13 protein-coding genes are annotated in these 14,266 nt (G+C 38.6%); 6 read left to right on the forward strand and 7 right to left on the reverse strand.

Going from position 1 to position 14,266, the window contains the following annotated elements; all coding sequences use genetic code 11:
* Positions 1 to 99 precede the first annotated feature (99 nt).
* Both rho and OK344_RS06460 read left to right on the forward strand, forming a co-directional pair.
* The gene (rho, locus tag OK344_RS06455) at positions 100 to 1,896 is read left to right on the forward strand and encodes a transcription termination factor Rho (RefSeq protein ID WP_265144003.1); all 1,797 of its coding nucleotides are present in this window, start codon (positions 100 to 102) and stop codon (positions 1,894 to 1,896) included.
* A gap of 147 nt (positions 1,897 to 2,043) precedes the next feature.
* Complete coding sequence (locus OK344_RS06460) at positions 2,044 to 2,640, forward strand: superoxide dismutase (RefSeq protein ID WP_265144004.1); 597 nt, start codon at positions 2,044 to 2,046, stop codon at positions 2,638 to 2,640.
* Positions 2,641 to 2,693: 53 nt separating this feature from the next.
* Here OK344_RS06460 and OK344_RS06465 read toward each other — a convergent pair whose 3' ends face one another.
* Together OK344_RS06465 and OK344_RS06470 are read right to left on the reverse strand one after the other, a co-directional pair.
* A complete protein-coding gene (locus OK344_RS06465; RefSeq protein WP_265144005.1) occupies positions 2,694 to 3,107 on the reverse strand; it encodes a DUF6146 family protein in 414 nt (137 codons plus the stop codon).
* A gap of 77 nt (positions 3,108 to 3,184) precedes the next feature.
* On the reverse strand, positions 3,185 to 4,384 hold the full coding sequence (locus OK344_RS06470; protein WP_265144006.1) for an endonuclease/exonuclease/phosphatase family protein: 1,200 nt from the start codon (positions 4,382 to 4,384) through the stop codon (positions 3,185 to 3,187).
* A 245-nt stretch (positions 4,385 to 4,629) separates the two neighbouring features.
* On the opposite strand from OK344_RS06470, the gene OK344_RS06475 reads away from it, so the two are divergent.
* Both OK344_RS06475 and OK344_RS06480 read left to right on the forward strand, forming a co-directional pair.
* Positions 4,630 to 7,506, forward strand: a complete 2,877-nt coding sequence (locus OK344_RS06475) for a carboxypeptidase-like regulatory domain-containing protein (protein ID WP_265144007.1) — start codon at positions 4,630 to 4,632, stop codon at positions 7,504 to 7,506.
* A 17-nt stretch (positions 7,507 to 7,523) separates the two neighbouring features.
* Positions 7,524 to 9,590, forward strand: a complete 2,067-nt coding sequence (locus OK344_RS06480; protein WP_265144008.1) for a DUF5689 domain-containing protein — start codon at positions 7,524 to 7,526, stop codon at positions 9,588 to 9,590.
* 198 nt (positions 9,591 to 9,788) lie between these two features.
* On the opposite strand, the gene OK344_RS06485 is transcribed toward OK344_RS06480, so the two are convergent.
* The 5 genes from OK344_RS06485 to OK344_RS06505 are packed head-to-tail and all read right to left on the reverse strand — an operon-like array spanning position 9,789 to position 13,251.
* Entirely contained in the window at positions 9,789 to 10,259 is a 471-nt protein-coding gene (locus tag OK344_RS06485) for a DUF6702 family protein (RefSeq protein ID WP_265144009.1), read from the reverse strand.
* A 41-nt stretch (positions 10,260 to 10,300) separates the two neighbouring features.
* The gene (locus OK344_RS06490) at positions 10,301 to 11,059 is read right to left on the reverse strand and encodes an LOG family protein (RefSeq protein ID WP_265144010.1); all 759 of its coding nucleotides are present in this window, start codon (positions 11,057 to 11,059) and stop codon (positions 10,301 to 10,303) included.
* Positions 11,060 to 11,073: 14 nt separating this feature from the next.
* Positions 11,074 to 11,787, reverse strand: coding sequence for a nucleotidyltransferase family protein (locus OK344_RS06495; RefSeq protein WP_265144011.1), 714 nt, complete (start codon positions 11,785 to 11,787; stop codon positions 11,074 to 11,076).
* A gap of 1 nt (position 11,788) precedes the next feature.
* Complete coding sequence (locus tag OK344_RS06500) at positions 11,789 to 12,199, reverse strand: RapZ C-terminal domain-containing protein (protein ID WP_265144012.1); 411 nt, start codon at positions 12,197 to 12,199, stop codon at positions 11,789 to 11,791.
* A gap of 29 nt (positions 12,200 to 12,228) precedes the next feature.
* Entirely contained in the window at positions 12,229 to 13,251 is a 1,023-nt protein-coding gene (locus tag OK344_RS06505; protein WP_265144013.1) for an aminoglycoside phosphotransferase family protein, read from the reverse strand.
* Positions 13,252 to 13,302: 51 nt separating this feature from the next.
* Here OK344_RS06505 and xrtF point away from each other — a divergent pair, with 51 nt between their 5' ends.
* Together xrtF and OK344_RS06515 are read left to right on the forward strand one after the other, a co-directional pair.
* Positions 13,303 to 13,845 (forward strand): exosortase family protein XrtF, encoded by a 543-nt coding sequence (gene xrtF / locus OK344_RS06510; RefSeq protein ID WP_265144014.1) that lies wholly within the window; start codon positions 13,303 to 13,305, stop codon positions 13,843 to 13,845.
* The gene (locus OK344_RS06515; RefSeq protein WP_265144015.1) at positions 13,832 to 14,266 is read left to right on the forward strand and encodes an exosortase F system-associated membrane protein; all 435 of its coding nucleotides are present in this window, start codon (positions 13,832 to 13,834) and stop codon (positions 14,264 to 14,266) included. Before xrtF ends, OK344_RS06515 begins: the two co-directional genes overlap by 14 nt.

The raw sequence follows: 14,266 nt of genomic DNA on the forward strand, positions 1-14,266 counted from the left end.
GTGTAGATTTGCATTACAATTGATCTGATGAAGAAAGTCGCCCGACTTAACTTTCTTACTTTCACTTACTTATAAATTTACTTTTTCACATAACAATTTATGTTCAACATTGAAACGTTACGGTCAAAATCCGAACTGGAGTTGACTAAAATCACCAAGGATTTGGGCATTAAACTTGCTAAGAACAGCACAGATAATGATAAAATCTTTGCAATCCTGGATTTTCAGGCTTCCAACACGAAGATTGCAAAAGAGTATTTCAATGCCACCGAAACTCCCATGAATACGGAAGAAAAACCAGCTCCTGCACCCAAAAAACCGGCTGCCAAAAAACCAGCTGCCAAAAAGAAGATTGAGAAACCCGCAGAGGTTTCCGCCGAGATTCTTTTTGAAAATGCAGAAGCAAGCACCGAACCTGCAAAGCAAAAACCTGCAGAAAATACAGAACCTCCAGTAGCTGAAGCTACACAAGAGCCTGAAAACAGAAGTCCGCAAAAGAAAAAAAGACAGCGTGTTGCTCCGCCAAAAGAAGAAGTTGCCGCAGAGAGTCCCGAAACTGAGACAGCCGCTGCACCCGAACCTGAAACTAAACTTGAAATAAAGGCTGAAGAGACCAAAAATCCGAATCCGAATCAAAATCAGAACGGAAACGGAAATAAAAATCCTAACCAGAACAGGCCTCAACATCCGAATCAGAAAAACCAAAATAAAAATCCCAACCAAAACCGTAACCATCAGAACGCTGAAAACCAGGAAGAAAATTCAAAAAAAGAATTTAATTTCGACGGTTTGGTGACCATTGAAGGCGTTTTGGAAATCCTTCCGGATAATTACGGTTTCCTCCGTTCTTCTGATTTTTCCTATATCTCATCCCCGGATGATGTATATGTATCTACCAACCAGATCAGAAATTACGCGCTGAAAACCGGAGACACTGTAAGAGGAATTGTCCGCTTACCAAAAGAAGGCGAGAAATATTTCTCATTGCTGAAACCTACTGAAGTGAACGGCCGCGATTTAGAATTTATTAAAGACCGTGTAGCATTCGAATTCCTTACACCTTTGTTCCCTGAAGAAAAATTCAATTTAACAGGAAAAAATTCAACCCTTTCTACAAGAATTGTCGATTTATTTACCCCGATAGGAAAAGGACAGCGCGCGATGATTGTTGCACAGCCCAAAACAGGGAAAACCATGTTGCTGAAAGATATCGCAAACTCCATTTCCGAAAACCATCCGGAAGCTTATATGATGATTTTGCTCATCGATGAAAGACCGGAAGAGGTGACGGATATGGAAAGAAGCGTAAATGCAGAAGTAATTGCGTCAACCTTTGATGAGCCAGCTGATAAACACGTAAAAGTAGCCAATCTGGTTCTTTCAAAAGCGCAGAGAATGGTAGAATGTGGCCATGACGTGGTGATTCTGCTTGATTCAATTACCCGTTTAGCGAGAGCTTATAATACCGTTACGCCAGCTTCAGGAAAGATTCTTTCCGGAGGGGTGGATGCCAACGCGCTTCACAAACCAAAAAGATTCTTCGGTGCGGCAAGAAATATCGAAGGCGGCGGATCGTTAACCATTATTGCAACAGCATTAATTGATACGGGATCTAAAATGGATGAAGTTATTTTCGAAGAATTCAAAGGAACGGGAAATATGGAGCTGCAACTCGATCGGAAAATCGCAAATAAACGGATTTATCCTGCGATCGATTTGGTATCTTCAAGTACGAGAAGGGACGATCTTCTTCTGGATGAAACTACGCAGCAGAGAATGTGGATCCTCAGAAAATATCTTGCGGATATGAATCCTGTAGAAGCCATGGAATTTGTAAACAAAAGCATTAAAGGAACTTTGACTAACGAAGAGTTTCTGATGAGCATGAACCGATAATGATATCGTAATATATTCTCAAATCGTTCTGAAAGGAGCGATTTTTTAATTTAATCTATGTTAAAGATTTATTAAAGTAATGTCTGTGGTTTGTACTTGCCCTACATTATGAGTAAATTTGGGTATTAACTTAAAATATTAGAAATTATGGCATTCGAATTACCACAATTGGGATATGCGTACGATGCGCTTGAACCAACCATTGATGCAAAAACAATGGAAATCCACCACACCAAACATCACCAGGCATACATTGATAATTTAAACAAAGCAATTGCAGGAACAGATCTGGAAGGAAAAACCATCGAAGAAATCTGCAAAACAGGTGTAGATAAAGCAGCGGTAAGAAATAATGGCGGCGGACATTATAACCACACGCTTTTCTGGGAAATTTTAACTCCTGGAGGAAGCAAAGAACCTGTAGGAAACGTAAAAACAGCGATTGAAGCTTACGGAGGTTTCGAAAAATTCAAAGCTGATTTTGCTGAAGCGGCAAAAACAAGATTCGGTTCCGGCTGGGCTTGGTTATGTAAGAAAGAAGACGGATCTGTGGCGGTTTGCTCTACTCCAAATCAGGACAATCCTTTAATGCCGGTTTCTGATTGCAAGGGCACACCTGTTTTGGGACTCGATGTTTGGGAGCATGCGTATTACCTGCATTACCAAAACAGAAGACCGGATTATGTTACTGCATTTTTCGAAGTAATCAACTGGGATAAAGTGGAGGAAAAATTTAATAAGTAAGACGTTCTACAATATTAAAAAAGGGTTCAGATGTTTTCTGAGCCCTTTTTAATTTAACGGATATCTGCACCGCTTAGCCCAGACATCCTTAATCCGTATTTCCACTGAACGTAAGCAAAAACCTGATACAGTTTATACTCGAATTTCAGTCCATAGTTTTCCTGAGGATCATAATCAATCGAAGATTCAATGACGTTCCTGTATTTTCCGGAATAGTAATAGGAATTCCATTCGTTTACTAAGAAAGTATTTTTATTTTTCAGATAGCTTTCAGAATACATGTTCATGGGTTTTGCAATGGCGTTCAGGAAATAATCATATTGGGTATCAATCACCTGAAGGTCCCATTCGCCGTCATCATTCTTCGAAGGCGAAATTTCTGGGTTTGAGGAACTGTCCTGAGGCTTATTCTGAGGTACACAGGCGATTATACTAAACGCCAGGATTAGATATATAAATTTTTTCATCCTTTTATTTTTTTATAAAGGTAGTAAAAAATAAAACCGAAGTCAGCGACTTCGGTTTTATCTATATTAAAAAAAACTTATTTGGATTTGTGTTCCCGCTGTAGTACTGTGAATACAGGGAAGTGATCGCTGTATCCATTAGTGAAGCGGTCGCCGTCCCAAGATCTCAGCGGATAGCCTTTCCATTGTCCTTCGCTGTTTTTCATATAAGAAGGTGCAAAAACTTCGGTTTTAAATACGGTGTATCCTGCCGATAATTTTTCGGGAGAATAGAAGTTTTTAGAAACGATAATCTGATCAAAAAGGTTGGGTGCATCGCGGTAACCCAAGGTAGCAACACCTGCCTTATACATTTTGGTCATTAGGTTATAATAAGGAGTTTTATCGCTAAGTTGCTCCGGTTCTGCCACACTGCCTAAAACTTTTTTGATGCTTGGGCTCACAGGATCATCATTGAAGTCGCCCATTGCGATAAGTTTGATGGAAGGATCTTCTGCGATTAAACGGTCCATTTCGGTTTTTAAAACTGTTGCTGCGGCGGCACGGCGTGGGTAAGAGCGTGCTTCGCCTCCACTTCTGGACGGCCAGTGATTTACAAAAACTGCTGTTTTTTCGCCATCGAGCAAACCTTTAACGACCAAAACGCCACGGGTGTAGCTTCTGTGGCCTTCTTCGTTGAAGATTTTAATATCTTTCTCATAGTGGTCGGTTACAACGAATCTTCCTTTCTGGTAGATTAAAGCCACATCCACGCCACGGGCATCATAGGAATTGTGGTGTACAATCCCGTAATTGCTTTTTGCGAGCGCAGGCTGTTTGATAAGGTCTTCGATCACCTGGCGGTTTTCAACTTCCACAAGGCCGATGATGGCAGGGTTGTCATTGGTATATTGTCTTCCCAGTTCAGAAAGTACTTTACTTATGTTGGTCATTTTCTGGTTATACTTTTGGGTATTCCAGTTTTTAGAGCTGTTTGCGGTGAAATCATCGGCAAGAATCTGGTTTCGCACCACTTTTTTACCTACGAGAAGTTCGTTGCTCCATTCGCCTTTGTACACTTCAGTTGTTTCCAGATATTGTAAAGAGTCCAGCGGCACACTGCGGTGGAATGCCGGATTTTTAAAATCTTTTGTACCATCAATATAATCTGCCGAAGGAACAGTGTCCCAGAGGTTTTCTACATTAAAAAAAGCGATGGCTGCTCGCTGTACCTGTATTTTCTGGGCAAAAACAAAGCCCATAAAAAACAGCGTGATTGTAATAAAAAATTTTTTCATTAGAAAATACATAAAAAATTTAAGTGTGTAAAATTAGTAATAATTTCGCAAGCAAGCACTTAAAACTATGAGTAATACTTTTTAGCAATATTTTTTTGGAGCCTTATGAATTTAGGGATATTAATAATAATTGATACTTCTTTATAAGAATAAAGTGTTAAATATCTTTAACTTAATAAAAATTAACCTTAAATTTGTTGCCCCTTAAAAATATCTTATCATAAAGGGGATTTAAATAATTAGTTATGATTAAAAAGTTATCCTTAATCTCATTGTTTACTTTGCTTCCGGCATCGTTTTATTTTGCGCAAACTACGGTTTATGCGTATGTAAAAGACCAGGAAGGTAAACCAGTTGAGAGCGCAGAGATTGATCTTGTACAGTCTACTGATGATGTGAAAGCCGATAAAATTGGTTATTTTCAGTTTGTTGATCTTCAGCCTGGGCAGTACCAGATTAATGTTTCGAAGCCGAATTTTGAAACAAAAGTGATTGAATTTACGGTATCTGCAAACGAAAAAAGAAGGGATTTAGGCGTAATCAGTTTATTACCTGCACCATTTGCAAATGCAGGAGTGATGGTAATCGATGATGCAGCGAGCGATTCTGATGAAGACGGATCTTCTATGCAACCAACCATCGGTTTGCTGAACTCGGGAAGAGACATTTTCCAAAGTGTGACGGCATTCGAGTTGGGTGCTTATTGGTTTAGACCAAGAGGAGTGGATAATCGTTATGAAGATGTATTATTCAACGGTGTTTCTATGTCGAAAAATGATGATGGAAGAGTAGATTTCAGTAACTGGGGAGGATTGAACGACGTAACCCGTTATCCATACGAATCTGTCGATAATATCACTCCATCTGCTTACACTTTTGGTAATTTAGGAGGTGTTGTATATTATAACACAAGAGCTTCTTCTTACAGAAAGCAAACATCGCTAGCATATTCATTCACCAACAGAAGTTATCGTCACAGAGCCATGGCTACTTATTCTTCAGGATTAAGCAAAAATGGTTGGGCGTTTACATTCTCGGCAAGTAGAAGATGGGCTGAAGAAGGTGTTATTGATGGAACTCAGCAAAACAGCTACGCCTATTTTGGAGCCATTGAAAAGCAATTTTCAAGTAGACACGCGATTAACCTTACCGCGTTCGGAGCACCAACTTACAGAGCGAGCAACGCACCAAATACCCAGGAGGTTTATGATCTAATGGGCAAAAACTACAACTCATATTGGGGATGGCAAGATGGTGAAAAAAGAAATTCTAGAATCAGAAAAACTTTCGAGCCAATATTTATGTTGACTGATTATTTGAAATTAGGCAAAACATCCAACTGGACCAACACCTTTTCTTATCAATTCGGAAGCGACTCTAGAAGCAGATTGGATTGGTTCCACGGAACAGATCCAAACCCTACTTACTACAGAAAATTACCAAGCTATTTCTTCTCTAAAGCTTTAGAATTAGAAAGCGATGGTGGAAACGATGTCACCGCAGACGAATTGGCTGAGATTGAAGCAGTAAGCAATAGCTGGCAAACTGACAGCAACGTTAGTCAAATTAGTTGGGATGCTTTATACAGAGCCAACTATTTGAATAAGACCGGAATGAACGGCGAGAAAAGAGGCGCCATTTATACCATGGTAGAAGATGTGAATGAAGATAAAACATTCAATTACTCTTCACATTTTGATACTATGTTGCAACCTAACTGGAAATTGAACCTAAATTTCAATTATCAAAACTTGAAATCAGACAATTTCCGAAGAGTAAGCGATTTATTGGGCGCTGATTTCGCTTATAACCTGAATGCTTTCGGAGGAGATAATCCATATAACGTAGATGATCCAAATGTAGAAGTAAGAGAAGGAGACCGTACCCAGTACAACTATCTTTTATCTCGATCTTCTTATGCGTTCAATGCTTCTACAGAACTTGATTTACCGAAATGGAACGTTATGGGATCTATTTTCTCCTCTTATTCGGAATCTCAAAGAGACGGAAAATACAGACACCATTACTACCTCAATACTTCCAAAGGAAAAAGCGGTATTTATGATGCTTTAGACGGCGGGGTGAAAGGCAGAGTAACCTACAAAATCGATGGTAGAAACTTCATCGTTTATAACGGAGCATTTTTCAGTGTAGCTCCTACGCTCAACGAAATTTTTGTGAATCCTAGGGTAAATGAAAGAATGACGCCGGGTGTGTCAAACCAAATGATTAATTCAAACGATTTGGGCTATATCCACAGAGGTCAAGTATTAAAAATTAGACTTTCAGGATATTATACTACCATCAGCAATAGTACTGATATTTCCAGATATTACTTAGAAGGAGGAGGTGATGATAACTCTGCAATTGGAGCCCCAAATGCATTTATCGCTGAAGTTTTAAGTGGTGCTGATAAGAGATACATGGGGGTTGAATTAGGTCTTGATGTGAAAGTAACCCCAACACTTAACGCAAACTTAGTGGCAAGTGTGGGCGATTACGAATATACCAACAACCCGAAAGCTTATTCATATAGTGATGTGGACAGAACCTACTTCGCAGCAGACCAAGAATTTGGTGAAGCCAATATCAAAGGTTTAAAAGTAGCTGGAACTCCACAAAAAGCTTTCTCATTAGGATTGAAATATAACTCTACGAAATTCTGGTGGTTAGGTGTTTCTGCCAACTATTTGATGGATCAGTATTTGGATTTTTCCGTTATCAACAGAACTGCAAACTTTTACACCAACCCTAGAACCGGAGATATCTATACCACTACAACCGGTGAATACACAGGATTTGATATCCCTGAAGCGAATGCAGAAAATGTAGCTGCTCTCCTTAAACAACAAAAATTTGATGACCAATTTATGTTGAATGCCAATGCAGGAAAATCTTTCCTTATTGGTAAATATAGAATGGGTGTAAGTGTAAGTGTAAATAATATCTTAAACAACAGAGATTACGTAACAGGCGGATTTGAACAAGGAAGAAAATCCAACTTCGCAGCATCTTATGAAGACAATTTGAATGCGGAAAAAGGTGGTTATGCTCTTTTCGCACCAAAACTTTGGTATGACAGAGGGACAACTTTCTTCGCTAATGTTTATTTAAGATTCTAATATTTAAATTAAAAAAAATGAAAAAATACTTTTCTTTAATAAAATTATTCACCCTTGTCTTCAGTGCGTTCCTTTTCAATAGTTGCGTACACGATGATGAGTATGATGCCCTAAATGCAGATAATTTATTGGTTTGTACAGGGGCAGCTTATTACGAAAATCCGGCAAATGGTTTCGAAAAATGGACTTTGCAAGAAGTTAAAGCAAAACCTCAAAACCAAACCATCACCGATAAAGCTTATATCGAAGGTTATGTTTCTTCTTCTGATGAAACAGGGAATATCTATAAGTATATCTACATTCAAGATGCACCGGAGAATCCAACCCAAGGTTTCACCATTAGTGTAAACTCTTTGAGCAATTATGCCAATTATCCTCAAGGTTCAAAAATCTACATCGAGGTGAAAGATTTGGCAGTAGGAGCTTACGGAGGGGTAACTCAGTTGGGAGCGATGGTGAACGGAGCTTTCGACAGGATTCCTGAGAAAATGGTTACCGAGCATATCAAAAGATCATGTGATCCACTACAGCAAATTGTACCAAAAGTGATGACATTGGCTCAAATGGTTTCTGCGTATGACCAATATTTAGGTTGTTTAATTCAAGTAGATAATGCCGAATTCGACAGCAAAGTGCTTTGTTCAACATTTGCACCTCCTTCTACAACTGTTGATCGTGCAATTAATGATCCAAGTACTTCAACTTCACGAGTGGTAAGAAACAGTGGTTATGCATCTTTTGCTACCAAAACATTACCTGCTGGAAAAGGAAAATTTGTTGGAATCTACAGCAAATTCAACACTACTTACCAAATGTATATCGTAAGAGATACCGATTTGGAAATGAATACTTTCCCAAGAAAAGATGGAATCACTGCAGATCCTTGTTCATTTAATCCTGCAAATTCTGCTCAAAAAACAGTTGCAGAAGTGAAGCAAATGTACACCAGCGGAAATTATACTCAAATTACCCAAGATGCTTATCTTAAAGCCAAAGTCATTGCAAATGACGAAACGGGTAACCTTTACAAATACGTTTATATCGAGGATGCTACCGGAGGAATCCGTGTGAATATCAACAAACTTAATCTTTATCAGGATGGAAGATTCCGTGTTGGTAAGAATTTGATTATTAAATTAAAAGATCTTTATATTGGTAAATCCGGCGGAGAATTCCAATTAGGAGCCCCATTCAACGGAAATATTGGTCAGGTTGAAGAAAAGGATGTTTATAAATTCTTCATAGATTCCAAAGAAAATATTACCCCAGTTACTGCTACAGAAAAAACCATTCCTCAGCTTTCTTTCGAAGATGTAGGTAAATGGATTAAAATTAAAAATGTACAGTATGTTGAAAGCGATCTTGGCGAGCCCTACGCAGCCGGAACTACTACCAACAGAACTTTAAAAGATTGTTCTGGTAATGAAATACTTCTTAGAACCAGCAATTTTGCAACCTTTGCAAATAATACAATTGATGCAGGACAAGGCGATGTGTATGCTGTTTTAAGTTATTATAACGGAACCTACCAACTTTGGATTCCTTATCAGGTAAATGCCGATTTCGATAATGAAAGATGCGATGGTGCAGTAGCTCCTACAATTCTGTTCTCCGATGAATTCGGTACTACTTTAAATGCTACTAACTGGACCGCTGTAAGTGTTACCGGTGCACAAGTTTGGAAAACTTCAAACCAAGGTACAGGATCTAACTATTATGCAGTAATGAATGGATTCGCTAATGGTTCTAACGAAAATGAAGATTGGTTGATCTCTAAAGAAATCGACTTGAATGGTTATTCTCAAATCAACCTTACTTTTGACAGTGATGTAAGATATTCAGGAACACCATTGAAAGCATTCGTGACTGATAACTATACTGGAAGCCCAGCAACAACTTCTTGGACCGAATTATCACCAGTTTGGGATACAAATTCGGGAGCGTTTGGATTCGTAAATTCAGGAAATGTTAGCCTTAATAGTTTTGCCGGCAAGAAAGTGAGAATCGCCTTCAAATACGTTTCTACTACATCGGCAGCGAATACATGGGAAATAGATAACGTTAAAGTTAAAGCTAAGCCGTAATCTTAATCAGTTATCAATAACAACCAATACCAGAGAGCAGCCTCAACTGAGGCTGCTTTTTTAGTGTTTATTTCGGTCATTTGCCTGAACTGAGAAGACGCATTGAGAATTAATTTAGACTAGAATGTTTATTTTAAATGCAAAAAAAAGACTGCGAGTAATTCGCAATCTTTTCTTATCTTAACTAAGTAATCTTCTTTAAAAACTAACTTCATTTACCTCTTTCCCACGTTGGAAATTCATGGTCTTCTGGCTGCCTTTGTAGGCGATGTTGACCAGATTTATCTGTCTGGGGAAGGTACCCAACAAAATGGTGTTTTTAATCTTTAAAGTGCTGATCTCGCTTACGCCGCCGGCTTCAAAGTAAACCCAAACCGACTGACCATTAACCTGGCTTCCGGTGAAAGTAAGCGTCTTAGGACTGCCGTTAACAAACAAATCGAAATTATTGTTGACATATTTTTTTACCTCTGCTTCAAAACCTGCTGTATTGGGATTTATTTTAATGGCATCAGAAATATGCTGGGTATTCATCTTTGTTGTGAACTTCAGTGTTTTGCTTCCTTCCACATAATCTACCTTTGTCATCGAGGAGTAAAAATCTGCGGTCGCAAAACTTGTCATCACTATCAATGCAAAGATTCCGATAATATGTAAAAAATTTTTCATCTGTATTTCTTGTTTCAGTATAGTCTCAAATATAATGCCAATTAAAAGTTGACATTTACCGTGTATTTATCATAAAATGCTTTGATGTGCGCTACGGCATCTTCCGCAGTATCAACCACCCTGTACAGGCTTAAATCTTCCTCAGAAATCATTCCGTTTTCCAGCAAGGTGTCTTTAAACCAATCCAGCAAGCCTTTCCAATAGTCAGATCCAACCAAAACAATTGGGAATCTTCCGATCTTGTTGGTCTGAATCAGCGTCATTGCTTCCAAAAGTTCATCTAAAGTACCGAAACCTCCCGGCATTACAATGAATCCCTGAGAATATTTCACAAACATCACCTTTCTTACAAAGAAATAATCGAAATCCAAACTGTAACCTTTATCGATATAAGGGTTAAAATGCTGTTCGAAAGGGAGTTCAATATTTAGTCCAATAGATTTTCCGCCGCCTTTATGGGCACCTTTATTTCCGGCTTCCATAATGCCGGGTCCGCCACCGGTAATGACTCCAAAACCGATTTCGGTAATTTTTTCTGCGATATCTACCGCAAGGTTATAGTAGGTGCTGTCAGGTTTAAGTCTTGCAGACCCGAAGATTGATACACATGGGCCAATTTTCGCGAGCCGTTCGTATCCGTCAACAAATTCGGCCATGATTTTAAAAACCATCCAGCTGTCTTTGGTAATGGTTTCGTCCCATGTTTTTTCGGAAAAAGACCGCTGAACTTTTTGGTCAATTTCAAATTCGTTGCCGGCTGCAGCGCGTGTTGTTCCCTTTCCTCTTTTTATTTTGCTCATAGATTTTTTTCGTCTTATTTAAAATGTTTCTCTGCTTCCATTACAGATTCCGGTTTTCCCACATCAATCAGTTTTGCCTGATGTTCAAATCCGTGGATTTTTTCGGTGTGCATTAAATCCAGATATTCTTCCATAATAGAGAATTTTCCGGTGCGCTTTATCTTGCCGAAAATTGCAGGGTTAATACAATGTATTCCGCTGAAAGCTAATGGTTTGAATCCTTTGTTGAATTCTGCCAGCCGTTGCTCACCAGTATCTATATTTACCCAGCCACGCAACACCATTTCTGGGTTGAAAAGAAGTTTTCTGGAACTTTTTCTGTCGGAAACTGCTAAAGTAGCGAAATCTTTCTTTTCCTGATGGTATTTTACAAATTCTGTAATATTTAAGTCGGTGAGAATGTCAGCATTAAGAATTAAAAAGTCTTCTTCAAAATCCAGAAATTTTCTTGCAAAAACCAAGCCGCCTCCGGTTTCCAGGAGCTGATCTTTTTCATCTGATATTTGGATATGGGCGCCAAAATTCTGGTTGTCTTTCAAAAATTCAATGATCTGATTTCCAAAATGGTGCACATTGATTACAAAATCATTAATCCCATAACTTTGTAAATATTTAATATTTCTTTCCAGCAGCGATACACCGTTGACTTTTGCCAGCGCTTTCGGATGATGATCGGTAAATGGCTTCAGCCTGGTGCCTTTACCGGCTGCAAAAATAAGGGCCTTCATCTTACTTGTTATTAAGTTGTGGCTGCTCGTCGTGATGAATAGTAACGGTGGCCTGCGGATATTTTTCGCGGATAAATGCTGCGGTTTTTTCAGCGCAGTAAACGGAGCGGTGCTGCCCGCCGGTACATCCGAAATTAATCTGAAGGTGCTCGAAATTGCGCCCCAGATAATTATCGATATTGATGGAAACAATTTCCTTTACCAGGCTCAGAAATTTAGGCATTTCGGTTTTTGTTTCCAGAAATTCCTGGACGCCAACATCGCAGCCGGTTTGCGCTTTATATTCCTCAATCCTTCCTGGATTAAGAATTCCGCGGCAGTCGAAAGCGAATCCACCGCCGTTTCCGGTTTCATCTTTTGGAATTCCGCCTTTTTTGTAGGAAAAACTGTGTATATCTATCGTAAGACTCATTTTTTTATTGATTTGAACCGTTAAATTTCTTAATGGTTTTTAATTATTGATTCGATTTTATTTTTAACTGAATTTGATTTCAGCGCTGTAATTAATTTTTTGAGTTCCGGGTAGTGTTCCATCCCGTCCCAGCAATTTGCTAACTCTTCCAGATTTTCAATTCCCTTATCAATGCTTGAGATAAAATGCGGTTTTCTCTGGATAAGTCCGCGGAATCCATAAGCTCCCAACACCTGCATGAAACGGATCAGCTGAATCGGTTTTACCGAACTTTTCAGTTCTTTTACTGAATTTTCATCCTTCCAAAGCGAAAAATAATAACGCAGCATCTCTTCTTTGAAGTCTTGAGGAAAATTGGCTTTTGCCTGAAAAAGAAACGAAATAACGTCGTACAAGAGCGGACCTTTCATCGCCGACTGGTAATCGATGAAGAAAACCTCATCATGATCATTTACCATAATGTTTCTCGCCTGGAAATCGCGAATCATCAAGCCTTTCGGGCCACAATTTGTAATTTCTGAGGTAAGGTTTTTGAATTCTTTCAGCAAAGTAGATTTGTGGTAAGGAATCTCGAGTACATCTGCAATAAAACTTTTGAAATAGAACAGATCGTTCGTTACCGGAAATTCATCATAACTTTCATATTCGAAAGTTTTTGAATAATCAATCTTATCTTCTGTGCTTGTTTGAAGGTGAAATAATTTTTCGAGAGTTTGTTTCACCAAAGATTTTGTTCTTTCAGTTAAACCTTCACTTTCAATAATTTCCGAGAGGGTAGTTTTGCCTAAAAAATCCTGGACATAAATTTTTCGGTCTTCAGAAATTTTAAATATTTTGGGTGTATTGAGATGAAGTGCCGTGAAAAGTTTAGAAAAGTAAAAAAAACTCTCGTTCTCGGGAATATTTTCGTTTTCGGTGATGATGTATCGCTTTTCTGATGAGCTGCCCACGAAATTCTTTCTTGCCGAACCGCTTTGGGGCAATGAATAAAAAACCTGTGATTTTTCCCCAATAAATTCTTCGAAAAAGAGTTTTGCGTTGTCCATATTCATACTTTTACAAAGATAAGAAAATAGAATTTTTGAAAAGATTATATTTGCAGTATGTTCAATGATTTCAAGCCGGTTCTGAAAATCCTTTTACGATTCGTCATCCTTTATGTGGTGATGGTTCTGGCTTATCAGTTTTATCTGAATGAATTTAAAAATACGGGTCTGGATCCGGTTTCTGCATGGGTTGCAGAGCAAGCGGCTTTTGTACAGCAAAGTTTGGGTTATGCGACTCAGATTGTGCCTGGCAAGCCCGAGCAGGAAACAGACTGGTTTTATGTGAGCGGCAGATATGTTTCTCGCATGGTCGAAGGCTGTAATGCGATTTCGGTGATGGTACTTTTTCTTGCGTTTATTTTTGCTTTTTATCAGGGAATTAGGACTTTTGTTTTTGCCGCATTGGGATTTATATTCCTGCACCTTATTAATGTTCTACGTATTGCCGGCCTCAATATTCTTCTGGTTGAATGGCCTCAATATTCCAAGATCGGACACGATTATCTATTCCCAGCGATTATTTATGGCAGCGTTGTATTGCTCTGGCTGATTTGGATTAAGTTTTTTGCGTTAAAAGATTCCGATAATGAAACCGCTTAGGATCTTACTCGTCATACTCGGAATATTTGGGTTAATTGGCGTGAGAATGGTAGAAGGATCTCTTTTCTATGATCCTTTTCTGAATTATTTTCATGCAGCCGACAAAAATGCACAGTTTCCTGATTTCGAGTGGGCGAAACTGATTATTAATTATATTTTCAGGTTTTCCCTTAATTTAATCCTGTCTGCATTTGTTGTTCATTTGGTATTCAAAAATAAAGAATGGACGATGCAGGCGGTTGTATTAATGCTGTTGGTTTTCGCAATCACCTTTCCCATCTATCTTTACTGCATTTATACCGGGTTTGAAGTGGGTTATCTTTTCTCCTTTTATATGCGGAGATTTGTGATTCAGCCATTAATTCTGCTGTTGATTATTCCATTATTCTATTATAGAAAACAGCAGTTGAGAAAGGGTTGA

This window comes from Kaistella yananensis (assembly GCF_026107505.2).
GTDB lineage: Bacteria > Bacteroidota > Bacteroidia > Flavobacteriales > Weeksellaceae > Kaistella > Kaistella yananensis.

Coding starts and splice junctions, on each gene's coding strand:
- OK344_RS06505 (WP_265144013.1), bottom strand. CDS start 13,251: ATGAATATGGACAACGCAAAACTCTTTTTCGAAGAATTTATTGGGGAA.
- rho (WP_265144003.1), top strand. CDS start 100: ATGTTCAACATTGAAACGTTACGGTCAAAATCCGAACTGGAGTTGACT.
- xrtF (WP_265144014.1), top strand. CDS start 13,303: ATGTTCAATGATTTCAAGCCGGTTCTGAAAATCCTTTTACGATTCGTC.
- OK344_RS06480 (WP_265144008.1), top strand. CDS start 7,524: ATGAAAAAATACTTTTCTTTAATAAAATTATTCACCCTTGTCTTCAGT.
- OK344_RS06515 (WP_265144015.1), top strand. CDS start 13,832: ATGAAACCGCTTAGGATCTTACTCGTCATACTCGGAATATTTGGGTTA.
- OK344_RS06460 (WP_265144004.1), top strand. CDS start 2,044: ATGGCATTCGAATTACCACAATTGGGATATGCGTACGATGCGCTTGAA.
- OK344_RS06495 (WP_265144011.1), bottom strand. CDS start 11,787: ATGAAGGCCCTTATTTTTGCAGCCGGTAAAGGCACCAGGCTGAAGCCA.
- OK344_RS06475 (WP_265144007.1), top strand. CDS start 4,630: ATGATTAAAAAGTTATCCTTAATCTCATTGTTTACTTTGCTTCCGGCA.
- OK344_RS06500 (WP_265144012.1), bottom strand. CDS start 12,199: ATGAGTCTTACGATAGATATACACAGTTTTTCCTACAAAAAAGGCGGA.
- OK344_RS06490 (WP_265144010.1), bottom strand. CDS start 11,059: ATGAGCAAAATAAAAAGAGGAAAGGGAACAACACGCGCTGCAGCCGGC.
- OK344_RS06470 (WP_265144006.1), bottom strand. CDS start 4,384: ATGAAAAAATTTTTTATTACAATCACGCTGTTTTTTATGGGCTTTGTT.
- OK344_RS06465 (WP_265144005.1), bottom strand. CDS start 3,107: ATGAAAAAATTTATATATCTAATCCTGGCGTTTAGTATAATCGCCTGT.
- OK344_RS06485 (WP_265144009.1), bottom strand. CDS start 10,259: ATGAAAAATTTTTTACATATTATCGGAATCTTTGCATTGATAGTGATG.